The organism is Dokdonella fugitiva, from assembly GCF_014138265.1.
GTDB classification, from domain to species: domain Bacteria; phylum Pseudomonadota; class Gammaproteobacteria; order Xanthomonadales; family Rhodanobacteraceae; genus Dokdonella_A; species Dokdonella_A fugitiva_A.
In genome coordinates, this window is sequence record NZ_JACGXL010000007.1 from 207,535 (window position 1) to 231,989 (window position 24,455).

At 71.3% G+C, this 24,455-nt stretch carries 13 protein-coding genes; 9 read left to right on the top strand and 4 right to left on the bottom strand.

The genetic code is table 11. The annotated features are described in order from the left end of the window. Window positions 1-29: 29 nt before the first annotated feature. The 8 genes from FHW12_RS19070 (at window position 30) to FHW12_RS19105 (ending at window position 15,743) form a co-directional block, all read left to right on the top strand. On the top strand, window positions 30-2,159 hold the full coding sequence (locus FHW12_RS19070; RefSeq protein WP_182532651.1) for a hypothetical protein: 2,130 nt from the start codon (window positions 30-32) through the stop codon (window positions 2,157-2,159). Window positions 2,160-2,320: 161 nt separating this feature from the next. After that, on the top strand, window positions 2,321-3,652 hold the full coding sequence (locus tag FHW12_RS19075) for a PD40 domain-containing protein (RefSeq protein WP_182532652.1): 1,332 nt from the start codon (window positions 2,321-2,323) through the stop codon (window positions 3,650-3,652). Between the two features lie 38 nt (window positions 3,653-3,690). Then, window positions 3,691-6,435 carry an Ig-like domain repeat protein gene (locus FHW12_RS19080; protein ID WP_182532653.1) on the top strand — a complete coding sequence of 915 codons (2,745 nt, stop codon included), beginning with the start codon at window positions 3,691-3,693 and terminating at the stop codon, window positions 6,433-6,435. A gap of 263 nt (window positions 6,436-6,698) precedes the next feature. Then, window positions 6,699-7,763, top strand: coding sequence for a choice-of-anchor Q domain-containing protein (locus FHW12_RS19085; RefSeq protein WP_182532654.1), 1,065 nt, complete (start codon window positions 6,699-6,701; stop codon window positions 7,761-7,763). A 72-nt stretch (window positions 7,764-7,835) separates the two neighbouring features. Next, the gene (locus FHW12_RS19090; protein WP_182532655.1) at window positions 7,836-8,387 is read left to right on the top strand and encodes an ECF-type sigma factor; all 552 of its coding nucleotides are present in this window, start codon (window positions 7,836-7,838) and stop codon (window positions 8,385-8,387) included. 60 nt (window positions 8,388-8,447) lie between these two features. Beyond that, on the top strand, window positions 8,448-11,213 hold the full coding sequence (locus tag FHW12_RS19095; protein ID WP_182532656.1) for a serine/threonine-protein kinase: 2,766 nt from the start codon (window positions 8,448-8,450) through the stop codon (window positions 11,211-11,213). Further along, on the top strand, window positions 11,203-14,106 hold the full coding sequence (locus FHW12_RS19100; protein WP_182532657.1) for a serine/threonine-protein kinase: 2,904 nt from the start codon (window positions 11,203-11,205) through the stop codon (window positions 14,104-14,106). The genes FHW12_RS19095 and FHW12_RS19100 overlap by 11 nt, the downstream gene beginning before the upstream one ends. Window positions 14,107-14,183: 77 nt before the next feature. Then, entirely contained in the window at window positions 14,184-15,743 is a 1,560-nt protein-coding gene (locus tag FHW12_RS19105; protein ID WP_182532658.1) for a choice-of-anchor Q domain-containing protein, read from the top strand. Between the two features lie 9 nt (window positions 15,744-15,752). On the opposite strand, the gene FHW12_RS19110 is transcribed toward FHW12_RS19105, so the two are convergent. Further along, complete coding sequence (locus FHW12_RS19110; protein ID WP_182532659.1) at window positions 15,753-17,459, bottom strand: choice-of-anchor D domain-containing protein; 1,707 nt, start codon at window positions 17,457-17,459, stop codon at window positions 15,753-15,755. A gap of 110 nt (window positions 17,460-17,569) precedes the next feature. Here FHW12_RS19110 and FHW12_RS19115 point away from each other — a divergent pair, with 110 nt between their 5' ends. After that, window positions 17,570-19,150: a flavin monoamine oxidase family protein gene (locus tag FHW12_RS19115; protein ID WP_182532660.1), complete on the top strand. Its 1,581-nt coding sequence runs from the start codon at window positions 17,570-17,572 to the stop codon at window positions 19,148-19,150. 7 nt (window positions 19,151-19,157) lie between these two features. Here FHW12_RS19115 and FHW12_RS19120 read toward each other — a convergent pair whose 3' ends face one another. From FHW12_RS19120 to FHW12_RS19130, 3 genes are all read right to left on the bottom strand, one after another. Further along, window positions 19,158-19,430, bottom strand: a complete 273-nt coding sequence (locus FHW12_RS19120) for a DUF4242 domain-containing protein (RefSeq protein ID WP_182532661.1) — start codon at window positions 19,428-19,430, stop codon at window positions 19,158-19,160. A gap of 100 nt (window positions 19,431-19,530) precedes the next feature. After that, the gene (locus FHW12_RS19125) at window positions 19,531-21,309 is read right to left on the bottom strand and encodes a hypothetical protein (protein ID WP_182532662.1); all 1,779 of its coding nucleotides are present in this window, start codon (window positions 21,307-21,309) and stop codon (window positions 19,531-19,533) included. 136 nt (window positions 21,310-21,445) lie between these two features. Further along, window positions 21,446-24,388 carry a serine/threonine-protein kinase gene (locus tag FHW12_RS19130; RefSeq protein WP_182532663.1) on the bottom strand — a complete coding sequence of 981 codons (2,943 nt, stop codon included), beginning with the start codon at window positions 24,386-24,388 and terminating at the stop codon, window positions 21,446-21,448. Between the last annotated feature and the right edge of the window lie 67 nt (window positions 24,389-24,455).

Consider the following 24,455-nt stretch of genomic DNA (forward strand, 5'->3'; position numbering starts at 1 on the left):
CGCTCCGACTTTCCACGAGGGCGTCCATCTTGAACACGATCCCGCTGAACGCGATCCCGATCCTCCTCCGCCGCGTCCTCATGGCCGGCCTACTCGCACCGGCGTTCGCGGCTGCGGCGGCGCCGACGACCCTGCATGTGCGCCCCGCCGCGACGCTCGGCAGCGAGATCGCGCTCGACATCGGCCTCGCGCTCGACGACGGCAACCCGGCCACCTGCGGCAGCGCGACCGATCTCGCCGTGCACGCGGGCGACGCGGTCAACTTCTGCTACACGCTGACCAACCATTCCACCCGGACGCTCGCCTACCACACGCTCGTCGACAGCGTCGACGGCACGATCTTCACGCTCATGCACGAGGCGGTCGCGCCCGGCGGCACGCTGCAGTTCAACCGCATCGTCACCGCGACGCTCGGCGTCGAGGACTACACCGCCGACTGGACCGCCCAGGACCAGGAGCCCGGCTACGCGGCCGCGCCGGTCGCGTTCGGCTTCACCGACATCGTCGGCAGCGGCACGCCGCTCGACCTCGCCGACGACGGCGCGACCGGCGTGACGTTGCCGTTCGCGTTCCCGTTCTTCGACGGCGCGAGCGACCTGCTCACGATCGGCAACAACGGCACGCTCGTGCTCGGCACGCTGACCGGCTTCAGCTACGCGTTCAACGATCCGCTGCCGTACGCGCCCGACGTGTTCATGGGCGGGCCGATCATCGCGCCGTTCTGGGACGATTTCGCCGACAGCGCCGGCAACGTCTGGTGGCAGGTCGACGGCACGCCGCCGAACCGCCGTGCGATCGTGCAGTGGATTCGCCCGCACTTCCTGCAGTCGGGCGGCGCGCCCGCGGTGTTCCAGGCGTGGCTCGGCGAGGACGGCTCGCTCGAATTCCACTATGCCAACACCGTGTTCGGCGACGCCGCGAATCCGGACTGGGACAACGGCGGCAGTGCGACCGTCGGCCTGCAGAACGCGGACGCATCGATCGGCAACCAGTACTCCTACGACACACCGTCGTTGTCGCCCGCGAGCGCGCTCGCCTGGACGCGCACGTCGCCGACTGCGTATGCAACGAGCGCGGGCGCGCATCTCGACGTCGCACCCGCGCTCGCGCCGGCGACGATCGCGGTCACGCCCGATCCGCTCGCGGCGTCGGCCGAGCCCGGCGGCGCCGCGGTTGCGTTGCCGCTCGTGATCGCCAACGACGGCGACCAGGCGCTCGATTGGTCCGCGCTCGAAGCGCCAGCGGCGCGGCCGGCCGGCGCGCCGGCGCCGCAGGCGTCGTCGTCGCTCGCCGTGCGCAAGCTCGCCGCGAACGCCGCGACGCGGGATCGCTGGCGCGCGCGCCAGCCGCAGGTCGTCTCGCTGCGCGGCGCGGTGACCGAAGGCTGCGACGAATCGACGCCGGGCATCATCGTCCACGACGACGGCGCGCCCGAGGACGGCTATCGCGACGGCAGCGGCCTGTTCACGATCGCCGGCTACGTCGACCGCTTCACGCCGAGCGCTTATCCGGCAACGTTCACGAGCGCGTGCGTCGCCTTCCTCGCCTCGGCGGCGGGCACGAGCCAGGCATTCCAGCTCGTCGTCTACGACGACACCGGCTGGGACGGCGGCCCGGGCAACCTGCTCGCATCGGTCGACGCGATTGCGACCGATATCCCGACCACGGCGACGGCCGCGTTCGTGCGGGTCGACCTGTCCGCGCTCGGCATCAGTGTCGCGAGCGGCAACGTCTACATCGGCGTGCAGTTCGATCCGACCCAACCCGGCACCGCGTTCGTCGCGTCCGACGTCAGCGGCGCACCGGGCGCGGCCTCGGGGTACCTCATGCGCGGCAACCCGGGCGCACTCGGTTCGTGGGATCCGATCGTCGACCAGTTCAACGACTACCACGCGCTGCTCGTGCGCGCGGTCGAGCAGCCGGACGCGTGCGCGACGCCGTCCGACGTGCCGTGGCTGAGCCTCGACACCACGGCCGGAAGCGTCGACGCGCATGCGCAGGCCACGATCACGGCGACGCTCGACCCGTCGCAGCTCGCCGCCGGCCACTACGCCGCGACGCTGTGCATCGGCAGCAACGATCCGGCCCATCCGCGCCTCGTCGTGCCGGTCAGCTTCGACGTCGGCGACCGCCTGTTCGACGACGGCTTCGACGGCTAGCGCAAAGCGATCCACGACGACCGCCGCGTGCGCCCAGTCGGTGCGCACGCGGCGCGAGTGCATCGTCGTGCGGGCGCACGCCGACGCGGGCCGCGGCTGGCACTAAGGTTTTGGGGCTCGAATCACGTTTGGTTATGGAACGACCAACGTGAGGGATCTCCATGTTCCATCGATGCAGGCATCGCGCGGCCGCGCTGGCTCTCGTCGCGGGGGGGCTGTGCGTGTGCGACCAGGTGGACGCACAGCCCGCGCTCGCGCGCGTGACCGGGTCGGGTGCGGTGCAGCCGGATGCACTGCTGCGCGATGCGGCGTTGGCCAGCGGCGGCGACGCCGTCGTGTTCGTTTCCACGGCGAGCAATCTGTTGCCCGGCGGCAACGATGTCGAGAACATCTATCGCTACGAACTGGACAGCCGCGCGCTGACGCGCGTGAGTTCGGCGCCCGGGACGAACGCGCCCGCCGACAAGATCTGCTACGCGCCGGCCGTTTCCGGCGACGGCAAGGTGGTCGCGTTCGAGAGCTTCGCGACCAACCTCGTCGCGGGCAGCACCCAGCTCAACGTGTTTCGCCGCGATCTCGACACCGGCGCGATCACGCGCATCAGCGACGACGGGACGGGCAACGAAGGCAACAGTCAGGCGCGCAGTCCGGCGCTGTCGGGCGATGGTCGATACACGGTGTTCGTATCGGCAGCGAGCAACCTCGTGTTCGGCGACAGCAACGGCATGGTCGACGTCTTCGTGCATGATGCCGTCACCCACACGGTGTCGATCCTCAGCCTCAACCGCTTCGGCCAGTTCGCCGACGGCAGCGTCGAACCGCTGACGCCGCAGGCGATTTCCTCGGATGGGCAGCGCGTGGTGTTCTCCAGCCGCGCCAACGCGATGACGCCGGTCAACGGCAACGGTCTGCCGCAGGTGTACCTGCTCGACCGCGCGACGAACACGTACACGTTGCTCAGCCATGCGCCCGATGGCGCGCTCGGCGACGGCCTTTCCGATCAGGCGACGATTTCCGCGAACGGACGCTTCGTCGCGTTCAGGTCGACCTCGGGCAACCTCCTGCCCGGCAGCGTCAATCGCGTCTACCGCTACGACCGGCAGGACGGTGTGCTGGTCAACATCCCGTTGCCGGCGGCGGCGGATTTCGATCCGCCCCTCGCGCTGTCGCCGATCCAGTGCCGCTATCCGCGCGTGACCGATGCGGGCGACGTGCTCGCGACCTGCGACTTCACGTCCCCCGCGCCGCCGCAAGTATTCCTGTGGACCGCCGCGAGCACGCGTTGGCGCCTCGTGAGCCATGCGCTGGCCGGGTCGTCCGTGTTCGGCGACCTGCGCTCCGGATCGGCGAGTGGCATCAGCGCCGACGGCCAACGCCTCGCCTTCGATTCGCAAGCGACCGATCTCGTCGCGGGCGACACCAACGCGACCAGCGACGTGATGTTCGATGCCGAGCCACGGCCGGACCTGATCTTCCGCAGCGGCTTCGAATGAACGGTCGCCTTTCCCCTGATTGCATGGAGCTTTCGCGCATGTCCCGCATCCGACGTCTATCGCGTTTCCTCATCCTCGCATCCGCCGTTGCGGCGGCCGGCCTCGCGCAAGCGGCCAGCTTCAGGGTCACGACGCCGGCCGACAGCGGTCCCGGTTCGCTGCGGCAGGCGATCACCGACGCCAATGCGAATCGGGGATTGGACGGCATCAGCTTCGCCATCGATCCGGCGGCGAGCGGCCCGGGACCGTGGACGATCCCGCTGCGTTCGCCGCTGCCGCCGATCAAGGACCGGATCGCGATGTCCGGGTTCTCGCAGCCGGGCAGCCAACCCGGCTTCCCCGCGCGACCGATGATCGAGATCGACATCGCGGGCATGTCGTGCAACGCGAACGACGATTTCGGTTCCGCGCTGACGTTCGTGCGCGGCGCCGAGCGCAGCCTGGTCTCCGGCCTCGCCGTCGTCGGCAACAGCGCCGGCTGCAACGGCGCGGCGATGCTGGTCCTGGCCGATGGCGTCAAGCTCGTCGCCAATCGTTTCGGCGTGCGCGCCAATGGCGACGTGGTGGGCCTCGGCGGCGTTTCCGTCGGCGTCGGCGTCCTGATGAGCCGCGACACGGTGGTCGGCGATCCCGACCCCGACAACGGCAACATCTTCGCCGGCATCGACTCCATCGCGATCGCCATCGACGGCGGCAACCACGCCGTGCAGCACAACTGGTTCGGCAGCAACGGCATGGGCGAAACCGCGCCCGGTTCGATCATCGGCCGCGCCGGCGTGCTCACCGGAAGCATCGCGCTCAATGTGCCGCGGGCCTATCGGACGACGTACTCCGTGCAGGTCCAGCGCGACAGCTTCGGCTTGCGCGACTCGCGCATCGTCGACAACCGGTTCGTCGCGGTCGACTACGACGGCATCTACTTGCACGGCGGCGCACCCGGACCCGATACCCGTGGCAACACGCTGGCGCGCAACCTCTTCGGCACGAACGTCTGGGGACTTCCCGCGCTGGGCGCCGGTACCGCGATCCGGCTCGAGGACGGCACTCGCGATACCGTCGTCGCCGACAACACCATCCGCAATGGCAATGCGGGCGTCGTGCTCGCGCCGCGTTCCAGCAACCCGTCGTCGACGCCGGCCGGCACCGGCAACCGCCTCAGCCGCAACGTCTTCTTCGACCTCAATTCGACGGCGATCGCGCTGACCACGCAAAGCCCGCTCGCCAATGATCCGCTCGACGCGGACGAAGGGCCGAACCGCCTGCAGAATCGTCCCGAGCTCGCCGCCGCCAATACCGCCGGACTGCTCGAAGGCGGCTTGCACAGCATGCCGGGGCGCACCTACACGATCGAGGTGTTCCTGTCCGCCGCCTGCAGCAGCAGCGGCGGTGACGTCGCGGACATGTTCCTGCAGTCCTTCGACGTGACCACCGACGGCCAGGGCAACGCGAGCTTCGCGCAGGTCGTGAACCAGCCGCCGTTCGGCAGGCTCGAGGACGGCGACGTGTTCACCGCCACTGCGACCGACACCGACGGCAACACCTCGGAGCTGTCCGCGTGCGTGCGCGTGGCGGACCTGCTTCCCGTCACCCTGACGCTGCCGGCGTATCCGACCCGCGTACCCGCGATGGACCTTACGCTCGACGCCGCCGTCGACGTCTCCGGCAACGGCCCGGTGCCGCCGACCGGCACGGTCGTCTTCAGCGTCGTCGATCCGAACCGGCACAGCCGTGAACTCGGCCGCGTGCCGGTCGTCAATGGCCGCGCGAGCTTGCCGACGCCGCAGCAGGGCCTGCTGCCGCAGGACGGTCGCTACACGATCGAGGCGCGCTACGAGGGCGACGCACGCTACGCGGCGAACGCGGTTTCCTCGGGCTACGTGTTCGTGTTCCGGCCGCCGACCGCGCTGCTCCAGTTCGACCAGTCCGCGCCGGTGCGCCACGATCTCATCAGCGACGCGCGTGAGTGGCTCGACCTTGGCAGCAACCAGTGGATGCCGCTCGGCATGGGCGTGTTCGACGCCTACATCGATGCCGACCGGTTCGACGGCCTCGCCACCGACCAGGCGCTGGTGCGCAAGGGTGGCGACTACTACACCGTCGATGCCGGCGGCCGCATGGCGCGGCGCCTTTCGGGCGTGCTCGGGAACCGCGAGATCCTCGACCTCATCCAGGTCGACGGCGACGTCGAGGCCGATGCCCTGGTGCGTGATCCGGGCACGCGCGCGTACGCGATCGTGCAGTGCCTGTTCCAGCGCGACCGCTGCGAAGCGATCACGCCGCTCGACGTGAATCCTGAGCTCGAATGGCGTGGCAGCGGGGATTTCGATGGTGACGGTCGCACCGACCTCGTATTCCAGCAGCCGGGCAGCACGAGCGCGACCATCCTGCTGATGGACGATGGCAAGCCGCGCGGCAGCGTCAACCTGCGCATGCCCGACCTGCCGCACGGGCAGATCGCGACCGCCGACGTCGATGGCGACGGTTTCGACGACCTGCTCTGGACCGATCCGGCCGGGAACAGGATCGACGTCGAGCTCTTCCAGTACGGGCGTCCGTCCGGCCACCTCCAGGGCAGCCTGCGCGCGACCGGCTGGTCGTTGGCCGGAGCCGTCCATACCGCCAAATCGGGCATGACCGACTACGGCAGGGCGGAACTCCTGCTCGGCAACGCCACAGGCGACGCGATGGTCTGGACCGGCCTGGGCATCGGCTCGGGCAACCTGGCCGGCAGCCTGCAACTGTTGTACGGCAACGTGGATCTCGCTCTCGAGCGGACGCGTTGACGCGGTCCGCACGACCGAGCCGTCGCGGGCCCGTTCCGGCCCGCGACGGCTGCCACGGCGTTCGCGTGCGGGCGCAGGCAGCCTGCTCGCCGATCCGGAGCGACCGGCTGCCGCTGCCGACCGACCGCCTGCGCGCGGTCAGCGACCCGGACGATCACGCGATCGCGCTCCATGCTCGAGCATGAGGCGCGCATGTCCTGCGCGCCCGCTTTCGGCGCGAATCGGCGTTGGGACATGGCAGGACTCCCCCGCGAGGTCGTGCCATGCGCCCTGTCATCCGATTCCTGCTCCTCGCCGCGCTCGCCTGCGCCACGCACGCCGAGGCCGCGATCTTCTGCGTCGCCAACTCGACCGCGCTGCAGAACGCGCTGACGACCGCCGCCGGCAACGGCGACGCGATCAACACGATCCAGCTGCGCAGCGGCACCTACCTCGCCAGCGGCAGCGGATTCACCTATTCGCGCTCCAGCGGCACCGGTTCGCTCGACATCGAAGGCGGCTGGGACGCGGGTTGCGCGACGCAGACGCCCGACGCCTCGCTGACCGTCCTCGACGGCCATTCGACCGGACCGATCCTCGCGGCGACCAACTACCTCGCCCAAGGCGGCGACATCACGGTGCGCTACGCGAGCTTCCTGCACGGGATGGCGACGTCCAACGTCGGCGCCGCCGCGCTCACGGTGACGACGCAAGGCGCGACGCGCATCGAGAACTGCCGCTTCCGCCTCAACCATGCCGACGCGGCCGATACCGACTACGGCATCGTCCACGTCGCCGTCGTCGCCGGCCCCGCGTACTTCGTCGACAACGTCGTCGCCAACAATTCCGCGCTCGGCTCCGAGTTCGTCGTCGCGTTCGACTTCGCGGTCGGCGCATCGACGATCGAGGTCTACCTCAACGACAACACCATCGCCGACAACGCGTTCGACACGACGGATCCGACCGCCGGCGCGGTGTTCCTGAGCCCGCTCGCCAGCGGTTCGCTCGCCAACAACATCCTGTGGGGCAACGGCGGGCAGGAATTCCTGCAGAACATCACGATCCACCCGGTCATGCTGTCCAACGACGTCGACGTGCTCAACGTCGAGCCGGGAGCCGGCAGCAGCGGCAACCGCAACGACATCCCGCAGTTCATCAGCCTCAACAACCACCACCTGCAGCCGACCTCGCCGCTCTACAACGCCGGCCAGGCCGGTGCGCCGGGCGGCGACGGCGCGGTCGACCTCGACGGCAACCCGCGCATCCAGTTCGGCGCGATCGACATCGGCGCCTACGAACTCCAGGCGGAACCCGACCCGATCTTCGCGAACGGCTTCGACGGCGCCTGAACGGCCCGCCAGCCCCGGCGATTTGCCGCGGCCGCCGCTGCGTGGCAACGTAGCGGCGACCCTGGGGGGCGCATGGCGGACATCACCGAACTGATCGGCAAGGCGCGCGACGGCGACCGGCAGGCGTCCGAGCGCGTGTTCGCGCTGCTCTACGACGAACTGCGTCGCCTCGCTGCCGGCCAGCTGCGGGGCGAGGCGGCGATGCGCACGACTTCGCTCGTGCACGAGGCGTACCTCAAGCTCGCCCAGCACGGCGCGCTCGAAGTCAACGATCGCGGCCACTATTTCGCGGTCGCGGCACGCGTGATGCGGCAGATCGTGATCGACCACGTGCGTGCGCGCGCGGCGTTGCGGCGCGGCGGCAACCAGCAGGTCGCCTCGCTCGACACGACCGCGCTGCAGGCGGCGGCCGAGGATCGCGGCGAGGAGGTGCTCGCGCTCGACGACGCGCTGAACCGGCTCGCCGGGCTCGACGCGCCGCTCGCGGCACTGGTCGAGATGCGTTTCTACGCCGGCCTCGAGCTCGCCGAGATCGCGAGCGTGCAGGGCCGTTCCGAACGTTCGCTCAAGCGCGACTGGCGGCGCGCGCGCGCGTTCCTGCAACGGGAGATCGCGGGGGCCTGACACGGTCATTCGCCACGCGCGCAGGCGCGTGGCACGGTAGCGCTACTGGGGGAGCTCGTGATGGTCGATACCGCGCGCTGGGGCGAGATTTCCGCGCTGTTCGACGAACTGGTCGAACTGCCGCCGGACGCGCGCGCGCGACGGCTCGCGGCGCTGGACACCGACGACGCCGCGCTCGCGGCGGAAGTGCGCGCGCTGCTCGACGCGGACGGGCGCGACGGCGTGCTCGACGCGGGTGCGCCGCGCGTGCTGCCCGACCTGCTCGTCGACACCGCGCCGGCCGACCGTCGCGCCGGCGCCTACCGCCTGCTGCATCCGATCGGCGAAGGCGGCATGGGCGTGGTCTGGCTCGGCGAGCGGAGCGACGGCGCGTTCGAACAGCGCGTCGCCGTCAAGGTGCTCAAGCGCGGCATGGACACGCACGCGATCCTGCGCCGCTTCCTGCAGGAGCGGCGCATCCTCGCGCGCCTGCACCATCCGCACGTCGTGCGCCTGCTCGATGGCGGCATGAGCGGCGACGGTCGCCCGTTCTACGTGATGGATCACGTCGACGGCGAAGCGCTGACCACGTACGCGGCGACACATCGGCTCGACGTCGTCGCGCGCGTCGCGCTGCTCGCGAAAGTCGCCGAAGCAGTCGCCTACGCGCACGCGCAACTGGTCGTGCACCGCGACCTCAAGCCGTCGAACGTGCTCGTCGATGCCGCCGGCGAACCGCGCGTGCTCGACTTCGGCATCGCCAAGCTGCTCGAGGAGAGCGGCGAACAGACGCGCACGGGCACGGGCCTGCGCGTGCTGTCGCCCGCGTACGCGGCACCGGAACAAATCCTCGGCGAGGCGATCGGCACGGCGACCGACGTGTACGCGCTCGGCCTCATGCTGTGCGAACTGCTGGTCGGCCGGCTGCCGCGCCAGCGCAGCAGCGTGCCGGCGCAGCTCGCGCAGGAGGCGACGCACGAGACGAGCGAGCGCGCGAGCGCGCTCGCCGCGCGCCTGGCCGCGGCCGACGTCGATGCGCTGTACGGATCGGGCATCGACGCCAAGCGGCTCGCGCAGGCGCTCGCGGGCGACCTCGACATCATCGTCGCGACGGCGCTGCAACGCGATCCCGCGCGACGCTACCCGACCGCGGCGGCGTTCGCCGACGACCTGCGCCGCTGGCTCGCGCGGCGGCCGATCACCGCGCGCGCGGACTCGGCGTCGTATCGCATCGCACGCTTCGTGCGGCGGCACCGCCTCGGCGTCGCCGCGGCCGCGCTCGTCGTCGTCTCGCTCGTCGCCGGCCTCGGCATCGCGATCTGGCAGGCGCGCGTCGCGCGCGAGCAGGCGACCCTCGCGCACGCGCAGGCCGAGCGCGCCGAGCGCGTCAAGGAGCTGCTCGTCTCGATCTTCCAGCAGAACGATCCGTCGCTGTCGAAAGGCGAGGAACTCAGTGCGGCGGAAATCCTCCGGCGCGGTCGCGCCGCGCTCGAAACGACGGTGACGTCGGACGATGCGACGCGCGGCGAGCTGCTCATGACGATCGCCGAGATCCAGGGCAACCTCGGCGTCTGGGGCGAGGCGATCGCCACCGGCGAACGCGCGCACGCGATCCTCGCCGCGAGCGTGGGGCCGAACGACCCGCGCCTCGTCTACGCCTATTTCGTGCGCGGCTCGATCTACAGCGACGCCGATCGCAACCAGGAAGCGGAGCGCGACTTCCGCAGCGCGCTCGCGATCCTCGAAGCGACGCCCGACGCGCCGCCGGAGCGGGTCGAGACGTTGCGCGAGAAGCTTGCCTACGTCCTCAACGTGACCCAGTCGCCCGAAGCCGCGATCGCGCTCGAGCGCACGGTCGTCGAGGCCTCGCGGCGCCGGCTCGGCGACGACGCCCCCGCGGTCGCCGACCATCGCCTCGCGCTCGCCCTGATGCTCGAGGAAGGCGGCCGCTACGACGAGGGGCTGCGCGAGTACGCGGCCGCGTTGCCGATCCTCTCTCGCGCGCGCGGCGCCTACGATCCGCGCGTGTGCGAGGTGCAGCGCAACTACGCGGGCCTGCTCGACCGCGTCGGCCGTGCGGGTGACGCCGAACCCCTCCTGACCGACGCGCTCGCCTGTTACGAAAAGCTCTACGGCGTCGATTCGCGGCCGTACTCGCGCGTGGTCTTCTCGCGCGGCATCCTGCTGCTCGGCCAGCACCGCCTCGGCGAGGCCGAACAGGACTTCCGCGCGGCGCTGCGCGCATCCGACAGCGACTACATGCACGCGCACGGGCATCGCTACCTCGGCCGCGTGCTGGAGGAACAGAAGCGCTATGCGGAAGCGCTGGCCGAACTTGCCGAGGCCGAGCGCCTGTACCGCGCGGCCGACCAGCCACACGACATCCAGCGCTGGCGCGCGCGCGCCGACGCGGGTTACGTGATGTTCCTGCAGGGCGATGCGCGCCGCGCGCGCGAGGCCGTCGACGCGGCGCTCGCGGGGATCGCCGCGGAGAAGGGTGACGCGGCGGCGCCCGAGTACATCCGGCCGCTGCGCGCGCAGGGCGCGATCGCGCGCGCCGGCGGCGACCTCGCGACCGCGATCAAGGCGCACCGGCGTTGGCACGAACTCGCGCTCGCGCTGTACGCCGCCGATTCGCGCGATGCGTGGCAATCGGACTACGAACTCGCGCTCGACCTCGTCGCGTCCGGCGAAGCGGGCGCGCTCGCCGAAGCAGCATCGCTGCTCGAGCGCGCATTGCCCGCCGCTCGCAAGAGCGCGGCACCTGAACTCGCGGAGATCGAGCGCACCCGTCGCGATCTCGCACGACGCCTGCGACCCACGACCGGAGACGACGATGCCTCATGATGCCGCACGCTGGGCGCGCGTCGCCGCCTGGTTCGACGAGTTGGTCGATCTCGTGCCGGCGATGCGCGCGGCGCGCCTCGCCGCGATCGCCGCGGAGGATCCACCGGCGGCGGAGGAACTGCGGGCACTGCTCGCGGCCGACGCGCTCGAACACGGCGTACTCGACGCCGGTCTCGCGCAGGCGGTGCGCGACCTGCCGGCCGGCGCACAGGCGGCTGCGCCCGACAGCGGGCGCATCGGGCCGTACCATGTGCTGCAGCCGCTCGGCGAGGGCGGCATGGGTGTCGTCTTCCTCGCCGAACGCAGCGATGGCAGCTACGAACAGCGCGTCGCGATCAAGCTGATCAAGCGCGGCATGGACAGCGCCGCGGTCGTGCAGCGCTTCCTGCGCGAGCGACGCATCCTCGCGCGGCTCGCGCACGCGGACATCGTGCGACTGCTCGACGGCGGTGTCGCCGACGACGGTCGCCCGTACTACGTGATGGAGCACGTCGAGGGCCGCGCGCTGACGGAATTCGCGAACGCGCGGCGACTGCCGCTGCGCGAGCGCGTCGCGCTGGTCGCGCGCATCGCCGACGCGGTCGCCTACGCGCACACGCAGCTGGTCGTGCACCGCGACCTCAAGCCGTCGAACGTGCTCGTCGACGCCGGCGGAACGCCGCACGTGCTCGACTTCGGCATCGCCAAGCTGCTCGAGGAGAGTGGCGAGCAGACGCGCACGGGCACGGGCCTGCGCGTGCTGTCGCCCGCGTACGCGGCACCGGAACAAATCCTCGGCGAGGCGATCGGCACGGCGACCGACGTGTACGCGCTCGGGCTCATGCTGTGCGAACTGCTGGTCGGCCGGCTGCCGCGCCAGCGCAGCAGCGTGCCGGCGCAGCTCGCGCAGGAGGCGACGCACGAGACGAGCGAGCGCGCGAGCGCGCTCGCCGCGCGCCTGGCCGCGGCCGAAGTCGATGCGCTGTACGGATCGGGCATCGACGCCAAGCGGCTCGCGCAGGCGCTCGCGGGCGACCTCGACATCATCGTCGCGACGGCGCTGCAACGCGATCCCGCGCGACGCTACCCGACCGCGGCCGCGTTCGCCGACGACCTGCGCCGCTGGCTCGCGCGGCGGCCGATCACCGCGCGCGCGGACTCGGCGTCGTATCGCATCGCGCGCTTCGTGCGGCGGCATCGCGCGGGTGTCGTCGCTTCGGTCGTCGTCGCCGCCGCGCTGCTCGCAGGCCTCGGCATCGCGTTGTGGCAGGCGCAGGTCGCGCGCGGCGAGGCGCGTCGTGCGGATGCGGAACGCACGCACGCCGAACGCCAGCTCGCGCGCGCCGAACGCGTCAAGGACTTCATGCTGACCCTGTTTCGCGAACAGGACCCGGTCAGTCGCGCGAAGGCACAGGCACGCACCGCCTCGCAACTGATCGGCGACGGCATCGTGCAGATCGACGCGACGCTCGGCGAAGAGCCCGACCTGCAGGCGGAGCTGCTGCGCGACCTCGGTGAGATCCAGATCAACCTCGACGACGGCAAGGCCGGCGTCGCGACGCTCGCGCGGGCGTGGGAAATGCAGCGGCGCCTCGGCGGCCCGGACGGTCTCGCCGCGACCGAAGCGCAGGTCGCGTACGCCGACGGCCTGTACGCCTCCGGCGACGTCAAGGCGGCGGCGCCACTCGCCGACGCGGCGATCGCGCGCCTGCGCGACCTCGGTGCGGCACGCGGCGCGCGCATGGCGCAGGCGGAATCGATCGCGTCGAAGATCCAGCTGATCCAGGGCAACATCGACGAGGCCGAGCGCCTCGCGCGCGACGCGATCGACGTCACGCGCGCGCTGCACGGGCCGCGCAGCATGGAGCTCGTGGGCAATCTCGCGCTGCTCGGCAAGGTGCTGCACGAAGGCGCGCGCTTCCCGGACGCACTCGCGGTGCTGCGCGACGCGATCGGCATCGTCGAGGCGGCGGGCGGAGCCGACAACGCGCGCGCCGCGGTCCTGCACATGTCGGTCGGCGACACCCTGCGCGTGCAGCGCAAGTACGACGAGGCGTTGCCCGAGTACGAGGCGGCATTGCGCATCGAGCGCGCGCAGCTGCCGCACGACCACGTGATCCTCGGCGGCACGTTGATCCGCCTCGGCGACCTGCAGCGGCGCATGGGTCGCCTCGACGCCGCCGACGCCTCGCTGGCGGAAGCGATCGGCATCCTCTCGAAATCGCCGGGCGGGCAGTACGCGCAGGCGCTGCAGTTCCACGGCAACCTCGCGCGCGCGCAGGGCCGGCTCGAAGTCGCCGCGCAGCGCTACCGCGCCTCGTTCGAGGCGTTCCGCACGATCACCGGCGACAGCGTGTACACGTGGCTGACCGCGCTCGAAGTCGTGAGCGTGCTCGGTGAACTCGGCCGCTTCGACGAAGCCGACGCACTCGCCGCGCAGGCGGTCGCGGCGATGGCGAAGCTGTCGAAGGACGATTCGTACGAGGCGGCCTACGTCAACAGCGTGATCGGCGGCTTGCGCCAGGCGCAGCATCGGCTGCCCGACGCGATCGTGGCGCAACGCCGCGCGGTCGTGCTGATCGAGAAGGCGTACGGGCCGGACCACGCGGAAGTGGCGCAAGCGCGCGCCGAACTCGCGGCGAGCCTCGTCGCGACGGACGACCCGGCGCTGCGCCGCGAGGCCGGCGAACTCGTCGAGCAGGCGCGCGTCACGCTCGAACGCAGCGGCGGCGAGACGGCCGAGCCGATGCTCGGCCTCGTCTACCTCGTGCGCAGCCGCGTGCGCCGCGACGACGGTGACCTCGGCGGCGCGCGCACGGACGTCGCGCAGGCGATCGGTCGCCTGCAGGCGCCGGAACATGCGCGGCGCCTGCGCGAGGCGCGCGTGCTCGCGCAGCAACTCGGCGCGGGCTGAGCGGACCGCGCGCCGCGAGCGGCGGTGGCCCGCGGCCGTGCGTACTTCCGTGGAGCAAGGGGTCCACGGAGATCGCCATGTCCGCCCTGCATCGCCCGCTCGCCTTCGGCCTGCTGTTCGCCTCGCTGCCCGTTGCGGCGGCGACCTACACCGTCACGCGCGGCGACGACCCCGAGCCGGATGGTTGCGTCGCGGGCGATTGCTCGCTGCGCGAAGCGCTCGAGGCCGCGGTCGCGACGCCCGCCGGCGACACGATCGTGCTCGGCGCCGGGCAGTACACGGTCACGCGCGCGGCGCTCGACGTCGTCGGCGACGTCTCGATCGGCGGAACGGGCGTGGACGCGACGCGCGTCGTCGGCACCGGCGACTTCGACCTCGTGCACGTCACGCCACTCGCCGCGCTCGTGCTCGACGGCGTCACGCTGACGTCGCAGCGCGCGGCGGTCGAGGTCGACAGCGGCAGCGCGACCTTGCGCCGCGTGCGCGTTCCCGCGGGCGGCGGCGAAGTGTCCGCCGGTTCGGCGAGCGGCGCCGCGCAACTGCGCGTCGAGCACTCCGAACTCCGTGATCTGGCGGGTTGCAGCTGTGGCGCCGGTTCGCTGCGCGCATCCGACAGCACGCTCGCCGGCGTGCTCATGTTCGACGGCAGCGGCGATCTCGCACTCGACCGCGTCGACGTCGTCGGCCCGGCGCAGTACGGCATCGCCTTCACCACGTCGGGTTCGGCGACGATCCGCGACAGCACGATCCGCGCCCAGGGCGCGCCGCTCGTGCTCGACGGCGCCGGCGGCGACGTGCGCGTCTACCGCACGCGCTTCCTCGGCAACACGGGCCCGATGCTCGGGTACCGCGACGGCACCGTGTGGATGGACGAGGTCGAATTCAGCGACAACGCGGTCGATGCCGACCACGCCGATCTTCCGGCGGTGCTGCTCGCGACCGACGACGGCGCCTGGCGCATCATGCGCGCGCTGTTCAGCGGCAATCGCGGCGGCGGCGGCTCCGGCCCCAACCTCATCGGCTCGACCGTGCGCGTGCTCGCCGGTGCGAACGTCGTCATGGGCGACGTCACGTTCAGCGACAACACGTTCCGCGCCGGCGTCAGCAACGGCGTCGGCCACGCGATCGGCGTCGACGTCGCCGACGCGACCACGACGATCTTCTGGCTGTTCCACGCGACCATGCGCACCGGGCCGTCGGTGCCCGCCGGTGCGGTCGCCTCGCTGCTCGCCGTGCGCGGCGCCGCGGCGAACGTACGCGTGTACGACAGCCTGCTGCAGGGCAGTTGCGCGTTCGCGAGCGGCGGCGCGGTGTTCCAGGCGGTCGGCAACGTCGAATCGCCCGCGCACACGTGCCAGCTGCCGGCGGCCGACAACGACGTCGACGTGTCCGGGAACCAGCTGCTGCTCGGTCCGCTCGTCGACAACGGCGGCTTCACGCGCACCTTCGCGCCGTCGCGTGCGAGCCCGCTCGCCGACCGTGCCGACCCGGTCTGGTGCGGCGTCGCCAACGCGATCTTCGGCGCGGCCGACCAGCGTCGCTACCTGCGTCCTGCCGACGGCGTCGGTTGCGACGTCGGCGCCGTCGAGGCGGATGCACTGCCCGATGCGATCTTCGCCGATGGTGTGGATGCCTGACGCGGCGGGTCAGTAGCAGACGCTCGTTTCGAAACCGTCGGCGAACACCGCCGTCGTGGCGACGTCCAGGCCGCGCCCCTGCAGCGGCAGATGGGCCGATGCCGACGGGATATCCGTCGCGTGGTAGTCCGCACGCACCGACGTCGTGCCGAGGCTGACGGAAGACGGATGGAATGCGACCGCGAGTGCGCATTCGCTGCCCGGCGCAAGCGTGCTGCCGGGCGTGCACGCGTCGGCGACGATCGGAAAGGTCGTGGTGGCGCCGCTGATCGCATCGAGCGTCAGCGGCAGCGTGCCGGTGCTGCGCACGCGGAAGCGGATCGGCGCCGACGTCGAGCCGATCGGGATCGATGCGAACGTGCAACGTTCGGGTTCGAAGACGAGGCGCGAAAACGACGTGGCCGGCACCGACGAGCCGCGCAGAGTCGCGTACGGTCGGGCCGGATTGGGCGAATGATTCACCACGTCCTCGAACGGAACGACCAGTCGCGCCGCGTAGGCGGTCGGTGGGCCGGCAACGGTCGGTGCGAACGTGACGTCGACGGTGCACTGAGCGCCCGGCGCGATCGTCTGCGTCGCGCAGGTGCCCGCGACGATGTGGAACACGCCGTCGCCCGACAACGTCGGCGTGCCGATCACGACCGCCGACGGCATCCAGTTGGTGAACGTGAAACGTCGCGGCGACGAGGTGGCGCCGGCGGCGAGGTCGCCGAAGTCCGACGGATTCGGATCGAGCATCGCCGGCAGCGGATCCGCAGCGCGCACGACCTGGACGACGTGCAGCGAAACGCAGTCCTGCGCCGACGAGTACTCGAACGAGGACGCGTAGCGGCGCGGTGGGCCGAGCATGGCGGTCAGCGGCATGCGACGGATGTCCCACAAGGTGTCGGGTCTCGCGCCGCGCTGATGGCCCATGTGAGGTACGGTGCTGCCTGGCCAGAGTGCGAGGCCGTCGTAGAGCGTGCCGTAGCGCAACGTCGACGCGCTGCCGCTCGTCTGGCCCGGCAGCGTCGTCCAGAGCAGCGACGAGTCGCCGAGCGAGCCTTGCCCGTCGGAGGCGTGCAGGATCGCTTCGACCGCGCCACCCGCGTAGTCGAACTCGGTCGCGAACGCCATCTGGTCGCGATTGCTCTGCAAGCCGTCATAGTGAACGACGCGCAGGTCGTCCGAGGCATTGCCGTCGTCGAAATAGACGATCAGCGAGATGCCGTTCGCGCTGTGCCCGGGCTTCGCCGACAGGCCCGAGAACGCGTATGTGCCGTCACCGCGCAGCCGCACGCGGTCCGTGACGTCGGCGCGCCAAGTCGAGGCGCTTGGCGGCAAGGTGGCGGCGTCGTTCGGCCAGCAGTCGTTGCTGCCTCCGGCTGCGACACGGCTGCCGCTCACGTCCACGCCGTCGAAACGGATGTCCGGCTGGTCGTAGTCGCCGTCGCCGCCGGTGAGGCCGGCTTCGGGATAGTCGATGTCGATGCCGTTCCAGTAGAGCAGTGCGAGCGTGACTTCGCCGTCGACGCCGTCCAGCTCTAGCGTTCCCGCGCCGCCGCCCTGTGCGCCGGGCGCTCCAATGCCGCCCGCGGCGGCTATCGCGAGATCGGTGCGTGCGAACACATACCGCGCGTGCAGTGGCGTGTTCGCGGCGTGCGCGACGCATGTGCCGGCGAACGCGAGCGCGACGAACGCGCGCGCGATCGTCGATTGGGGGTGGCGGTCGGGCATGGCGTGATCCTCCTGCCATGGTCCACGCAGTGCTGCGGAATCGAGGGCCAGCGACGCGAGCGTATCGCCAGGGTGCATACTCGCGCCGTCCGGCAACCTGGGGAGGCGGCATGGCACGTACGGCCTTGGTGGACCTGCTGCGGCGCGGAGCCGCGATCGCCGCGCACTGCGCGCGCACCGGCGAGCCGCTCGACGAAGCGATCGCCCGCGAGCGCGAATCACGCATCGACCACGCGCGCCGGCGCTTCCTGCGTAATTCGTTCGCCGCCTCGGCGGCACTCGCCGTCGCCGCCTGCGCGCCGTCGGCGCTGCGCCCGCGCGGCGACGACGCCGACGAGGTGATCGTCGTCGGCGCCGGCATCGCCGGCCTCACCTGCGCGTGGCGCCTGCGCCAGGCCGGCGTGCGCGTCGCGCTGTACGAGGCGCAGGAGCGCGTCGGCGGGCGCATGCTGAGCTTGCGCGGCCATTTCGCCGACGGCCAGGTGTGCGAGCTCGGCGGCGAACTCGTCGACAGCGGGCACGCGCGCCTGCGCGCGCTCGCAGCCGAACTCGGCCTCGTGCTCGACGACCTCGGCGAGGATCCGACCGCGGCGTACGGCGACGTCTGGTTCCACGGCGGTCGCCGCTATTCCGAAGCGGAGATCCTGCGCGCGTTCGCGCCGCTCGCGCACGCGATCGAGCGCGACGCGTCGTCGTTGCCGGACGAGCAGATCACCTATGCCGCGCCCGGTGGCGCCGAGGCGCTCGATCGCCAGACGCTCACGCAGTGGCTCGACCGCAATGGCTCCGACGGTTGGCTGCGCGCGCTCATCGAAGTCGCCTACACGACCGAGATGGGGCTCGAGTGCGAGGAGCAGTCCGCGCTCAACTTCCTCACCTTCATCGATCCCGGCACGGACGCATTCCGCATCTTCGGCGCGAGCGACGAGCGCTACCACGTGCGCGGCGGCAACGACCTCGTGCCGCACGCGCTGGCGACGCGGCTCGGCGATGCGATCACGAGCGGCGCCGTGCTCGAAGCGGTGCGGCGCGACGCCGGCGGGCGCTACGTGCTGTCGTTCCGGCGCGGCGCCGGCACGTTCGAGCGGAGCGCGCGTCGCGTCGTGCTCGCGCTGCCGTTCACGACCCTGCGCGACGTGCGGCTCGACGTCGAGCTGCCGCCGGCCAAGCGCCGCGCGATCGCCGACCTGCGCTACGGCACCAACGCCAAGCTCATGATCGGCTTCGGCGAACGCGTCTGGCGCACGCGCCACGCGAGCGGCGGCGCGAGCTACAGCGACCTGCCGCTGCAGACGACCTGGGAAACGAGCCGCATGCAGGCCGGCAGTGCGGGCATCCTCACCAATTTCGTCGGCGGTCGCCACGGCGTCGAGATCGGCGGCGGCACGCCGAAGCAGCAGGCCGACGCGGCCGCGGCGCAGCTCGAGGCGATCTGGCCCGGCATCGCCGGTGCGCGCGTCGGCGCGCGCGAGGCGCGCTTCCACTGGCCGACGCACGCGTGGACGAAGGGCAGCTACGCGTGCCTTACGCCCGGGCAGTGGACGACCTTGCGTGGTGCGATCGGCGAACGCGTCGACGGCCTGCATTTCGCCGGCGAGCACTGCGCGTTCGACAACCAGGGCTTCATGGAAGGCGGCGTCGAGACGGGCGAATGGGTCGCGCAGGCGCTCACCGCGCGCGCGACCGCGTGATTGCGCCTCACTCCGCGGTGGTCGGATCGATGATCGTGACCACCTCGGACACGCGGTTGGCCGGGAAGCCGCCCTGGCGCGCGTGTTCGCGCACGAGCGCTTCGGACGGCGCGATGTACACGCAGTAGATCCTGTCGCCGGTGACGTAGCTCTGCAGCCACTGGATGCTCGGCCCGAGCGAGCCGAGCACGCTGCAGGACTTCTGCGAGATGGCCTGGAGTTCTTGCGCCGACAAGCGGCCGGCGCCGGGGATGTCACGTTCGATCACGTACTTGGGCATGGCGGTTCTCCTAGGGGTGATGCCGGCGCGGGTGCATCGGCGTGCCTTGCTTGGCGCCGTCCGGTCGCCTCCGACATCGACGGCTCGCGCATCGGCGCACTCAATCGTCGAAACCGTCGACGAAGATCGGATCGACGATCGCATCGGCCTCGTAGCAACCGAAGTCGTACGGCGTCGAGGCCGAGTTGTGCTGGTACGGGCGGAGCGCGCCGTCGAGGTCGAGCGTCGGCGGCACGTCGTTCGGGTCGCCGCTCGCTCCCCAGCGGTCGACCGCCGAGGAGGTGTCGCGGATGTGGTAGTCGCCGTTGCCGCCGTTCACGAACGGGTCGGACAGGAACTGCACGTTGGTGCCGGTGATGCCGACGTTCATCGCGCCGATGTCGCGCACGGTGACGCCGACGCCGCCGCCGGCGTCGTAGCCGGTGACCGCGGCCGTCGACGGCTGCACGAGCAAGCTGTGCAGGATCGACAGCGATGCGGGCGGGATCGCCACGACGAACAACTCGCCGCCGCCGACCAGGTTGTTCGCGATCGTGCTGTTGGTGACGAGCAGGTCGCCCGAGACGTCGTACATGAGGCTGCCGCCGCCGTCGATCGTGTTGTCGGCGACGAGGCTGCTGTCGATGTCGAGGTAGGCGTTGCCGCCGACGAGCGCACCGCCGCGGTTGCCGCGCATGCGCCCGCGATAGAAGATGAAACTCGAGTGGCCGGAATCGCCCGCCGAGCTCATCTGCACGACCGACCCGCCGATCGCGTGGTTGTCGTCGATGGTGTTGCATTCGATGCCGTGGCTGCACGCGGGAATCGAATCGCCCGGCATCGACTGCGCCATCTGCACGAGCGTGCCGACCGACGCCGACGCGCCGCTCGAGAACGCGTAGAACGCCGCGCCCTCGTACGATTCGTTGTTCGTCATCTGCACGTTCTCGAGGCCGGCGAACGAGAAGATCTGCTGGCCGCTCGCGATCGACGACAGGTAGAACGCACCGCCCTGGTTCTGCGCGGCGTTGTGGTCGACGACGAGCGGTGCGTTCGCGAGGTCGTTCCACAGCAGGATCTCGTACGAACCCGCGCGCGTCGTCGAGAAGTACACGCCGCCGCCGTTGCGTTGCGCGTAGTTGCTGCCGATCGTCGGTATCGACGCGACGCTGTGGTCGTTGAACAGGATGTTCGAGTCGATCGCGTAGATGCCGCCGCCGTCGCTCGTGCCGGCGCCGCCCTGCGCGGTGTTGCCGAGGATGTTGCTGCCGCCGGTGATCGAGACGTCGACGCGATTGAGGTAGAGGCCGCCGCCGTTGACGGTCGCGCTGTTGCTGTTGATGCTGCTGCCGATGAGGTTGAGCTTCGGGCGGAAGATGTCGTTGCCGCTGACGAACAGGCCGCCGCCGTAGTCGGCGTGGTTGGAATAGACGATCACGTCGGCGAGCGTGAGCGGTCCGGCGACGACCGACTGGATGCCGCCGGCGGCGTTCTGCAGGATCAGGTGGCGCAGCGTGAGCGGCCCGTTGCCGCTGTGGACGAACAATGGTCCCGCCGGCGCCGCGCCCGAACCGTCGATCGTCGTGCGCCCGCTCGACAACCCTGCGCTGCAGTTGGCGAACCCGCCCTCGATCGTGAGGCCGTCCGGATCGTGGTCGACGATCGATACCTGCGAGGCCCAGGGGCCGCCGGACACCGCGATGAGGTCGAAGCCGGGTGATTGCGCCGCGGCCTGGACCGCCAAGCCGAGGTCGTGGAACTGGCAGGCGGTGTCGGATGGCGGCCCGACGGTCAGCATCGCGAGCGCCGCGCGGCTGCCGAAGGCCGCCGTCGCGACGATCGCCGCCAGCGCGATTCGCGGCACGCCGAAGCGCATCCTCGCGTCGAGCGCAACGTTCATGTCGTTCTCCCGCGTCGCCGTCGCCGGCCCTGACCAAGCAACAACGCCGTTCGGCACGAATCGAAGACGTCGTGGACACCGCCAGCACCCGGATGCCGAGCAACCACCGGCATCCCGGCACGCGCGCGGCGAGCCGTCAGGGGCGTGCGCGGGTCGCGTCCGGCGCGGGCAGGCGCGCGACGAGGTCGCGCGCGTACGCAGCGGTCGACGCCTGCAGCATCGGCAGGGCTGCGGCGCGCACCGCGTTCGCCTCGGCCATCCGCGACTGCATCGCGAGCGAAGCCGCGAGCGTCGCCTGGACCTCGAGCACGCGCAGGTCGTCGGCCGGATACGGCGGGCTGCGAACCGCAAGTGCTTCGCGCGCCAGCGCCTCGGCATCCCCCGACTGGTCGAGCGCGAGGTCGGCGCGCGCCAGCGCGAACAGCGAAGGCCCGAGCTGCGGGTGGCCCGGCGGAAACGCGCGTCGCGCGTAGGCGAGCGCATCGCGCGCGGTCGCCTGCGCGCGCGCGGCGTCGCCGGCGTCGAGCTGTGTTTCGGCGAGCGCAGCGAGTACCGCCGGGCGTTGCGGATTGTTCGGATGGACGCTCGCCGTGAACAGCGCCGCCGCCTGCCGCAACTCCACCGATGCCTCGCTGAGCCGGTGCTGCAGGCGCAGGATCGAGCCGAGCTCGGCCCGGTAGAAGCCGATGCTCGGCGACGCGCCGGTTTCGCTCTCGCCCATGATCGACAAGGCTTCGCGGAAGCTCGCTTCCGCGTCGGCGTAGCGGCCCATGAGCGCGAGCGTACGGCCGAGCTGGCCGAGCGTGCCGATGCGCCAGGGACTGCGTGGTCCCTGCGAGCGCTCGCCGATGTCGAGCGCCTTGCGGGCCGCGCCTTCGGCTTCGGCGAGCCGGCCGAGCTCGCGGTAGTCGCGACAGATCGAGTTGTAGGTCGACACCAGGTCGCGCTCGTGCAACGCGCCCGTTCTCGCCGCGCGCTCGAGCAGGGCGAGCCGTTGCGGCAGCGCCTCGGCATAGCGGCCTTCGAGTTCGAGCACCGCGAGGAGATTGTTGCTGACGGTCAGCGTGTCGTGATGGTCGGGGCCGACCGTTTCCGTGCGGATCGCGAGGGCGCGGCGCAAAGCGGCCTCGGAGCCGGCGAGATCGCCCTTGTCGTCGAGCATGTTGCTGAACTCGTTGAGCGCGTGCGCGACGCGATTGCTGTTCTCGCCGAAAACGGAGCGGTAGCTCTCGATCGCTCCGCGGAACGCAGCCTCCGACTCGTCGTAGCGGCCGAGGTCGCCGAGGCGCTGCGCGAGCTGCAGCCATTCGTCGGCGACGTACTCGTTGTGTTCGCCGAGGGCACGCCGGTCCTCGTCCAGGTGCCTGGCCAGCAGCGCGTCGACTTCGGCCTGCTCGCCCTTGCCGATCAGGCTCTGGGTGATCAGTTGATGCGCGTTGGCGATCGACTCCGGGCTCGCCAGGCGCTCGCGCGCGATGATCGCCAACGCGTCGCGCGCGTGGGCGATCGCGGCGTCGTAGGCATCCGTTTCGCTCTCGACCCACGCCATGCCGAGCAGCACGCGCACGCGCACGTCGGCGGGAAAGCCGTCCGCCTCGCTGGCCGATCCGGCGCGCGCGAGCAAGCGGCCGGCGCGTTCGAAGTCGCCGAGTTCGATGTAGAGCTGGCCGAGCAGGGCGAGTACGTCGGCCTGCAGGATCGGCCGTTCGTGCAGGCCGGCGTCGACCTGCCGCTCGCCCTTCTCGAGCAGTTCGTGCGCGCTGATCGGCTTGCCGCCGCTCTCGTCGGGGCTCGCGTTCTCGAACACGCCTACCATGAACTGCCGCGCGGCTTCGGCGCGCTGTGCCTGCGCCTGCGCGACGCCGGTCTGGATGTGCGCGATGCGCGCCTGCCACAGCGCGATCGCGAGTGCGGCGACCAGCGCGAGCGTGAAGGCGAACGCAGTCGCCACGCCACCCCGATGGCGGCCGACGAACTTGCGCGCGCGATACCACGCGGACGGTGGATGGGCGAGCACCGGTCGCGAAGCGAGGTATCGCTCGATGTCGTCGGCGAACGCAGCGGCGGAGGCGTAGCGGCGCTCGGGTTCCTCCGCGGTCGCCTTCAGCAGCATGTTGTCGACGTCGCCGCGCAGTTGCCGGCGGGTCTGCGCGGGGCTGGCCGGCAGCGCGCCAGCAGGCGCGCTCGCGTCGATGCGTGAAGAAGGCGTGTGCTGCTCGCCCTGCGCGCGACGCCGGCCCGTCGTCAGCTCGCCGAGCAGGATGCCGAGCGCGTACACGTCGGTCGCGGTCGTGATCGTGCCGCCGGTGAACTGCTCCGGCGCGGCGTAGCCGGGCGTCATCGCGCGATGTTCGGTGTGGGTGGCGTCGACGTCCGCATCGAGCAGCTTGGCGATGCCGAAGTCGAGCAGCTTGACGGTGCCGTCGGGCGTGACCAATACGTTCGACGGCTTGAGGTCCCGATGCACGATCAGCGCGCGATGCGCCGCCTCCACCGCGCGGCAGGCGGCGACGAACAGGCGCAGGCGCTGGCGCAGGTCGAGCGCGTGCTCGCGCGCATGATCGGTGATCGGCTTGCCGTCGACGAGTTCGAGCGCGATGTAGGGAGTCCCCGCATCGCCGATACCGCCTTCGATCAGCTGCGCGATCCCGGGATGGCGCAACTGCGCCAGCGCGCTGCGTTCGTCGCGGAAGCGGCGGCGTTCGGCCGGCGTGTACAGCCCGCGGCGCAGCAGCTTGAGCGCGACTTGCTGGCGCACGCCGTCCTGCTCGCGTTCGGCCCGGTACACGATCGAGGAGCCGCCCTCGCCGAGCCGGTCGACCAGCGTGAACGGGCCGATGCGCGTGCCGGCCGGCGGCGGCGCCGGTTCGTCGCCCGTCTCGGCGATGCGGCCGAGCAGGTCGTCGAACGGCCGGTCGAGCAGGTGCGCGTCGGCGGTGGCGTCGAGCGCGAGCATGCGCTCCACCGCCGTGCGCAGCGCCGGATCGATGCAGTGCCGGGCGAGCCAGGCGGCGCGTTCGTGCGCTTCCAGCTCGACCATCTGTTCGAACAATGCACGCACGCTCGGCGTCTCGTCCATCGGGCTCGCTCGCTGGGGCATCCGTGGTGTGCATGATGGCGAAACCCCGGCCTCGCGACATCACGCC

Bases quoted from the DNA above. Each gene is read 5' to 3' on its own strand.
- FHW12_RS19115 (WP_182532660.1), top strand. From the start codon at position 17,570: ATGGCACGTACGGCCTTGGTGGACCTGCTGCGGCGCGGAGCCGCGATC.
- FHW12_RS19100 (WP_182532657.1), top strand. From the start codon at position 11,203: ATGCCTCATGATGCCGCACGCTGGGCGCGCGTCGCCGCCTGGTTCGAC.
- FHW12_RS19120 (WP_182532661.1), bottom strand. From the start codon at position 19,430: ATGCCCAAGTACGTGATCGAACGTGACATCCCCGGCGCCGGCCGCTTG.
- FHW12_RS19095 (WP_182532656.1), top strand. From the start codon at position 8,448: ATGGTCGATACCGCGCGCTGGGGCGAGATTTCCGCGCTGTTCGACGAA.
- FHW12_RS19090 (WP_182532655.1), top strand. From the start codon at position 7,836: ATGGCGGACATCACCGAACTGATCGGCAAGGCGCGCGACGGCGACCGG.
- FHW12_RS19105 (WP_182532658.1), top strand. From the start codon at position 14,184: ATGTCCGCCCTGCATCGCCCGCTCGCCTTCGGCCTGCTGTTCGCCTCG.
- FHW12_RS19085 (WP_182532654.1), top strand. From the start codon at position 6,699: ATGCGCCCTGTCATCCGATTCCTGCTCCTCGCCGCGCTCGCCTGCGCC.
- FHW12_RS19080 (WP_182532653.1), top strand. From the start codon at position 3,691: ATGTCCCGCATCCGACGTCTATCGCGTTTCCTCATCCTCGCATCCGCC.
- FHW12_RS19130 (WP_182532663.1), bottom strand. From the start codon at position 24,388: ATGGACGAGACGCCGAGCGTGCGTGCATTGTTCGAACAGATGGTCGAG.
- FHW12_RS19075 (WP_182532652.1), top strand. From the start codon at position 2,321: ATGTTCCATCGATGCAGGCATCGCGCGGCCGCGCTGGCTCTCGTCGCG.
- FHW12_RS19125 (WP_182532662.1), bottom strand. From the start codon at position 21,309: ATGAACGTTGCGCTCGACGCGAGGATGCGCTTCGGCGTGCCGCGAATC.
- FHW12_RS19110 (WP_182532659.1), bottom strand. From the start codon at position 17,459: ATGCCCGACCGCCACCCCCAATCGACGATCGCGCGCGCGTTCGTCGCG.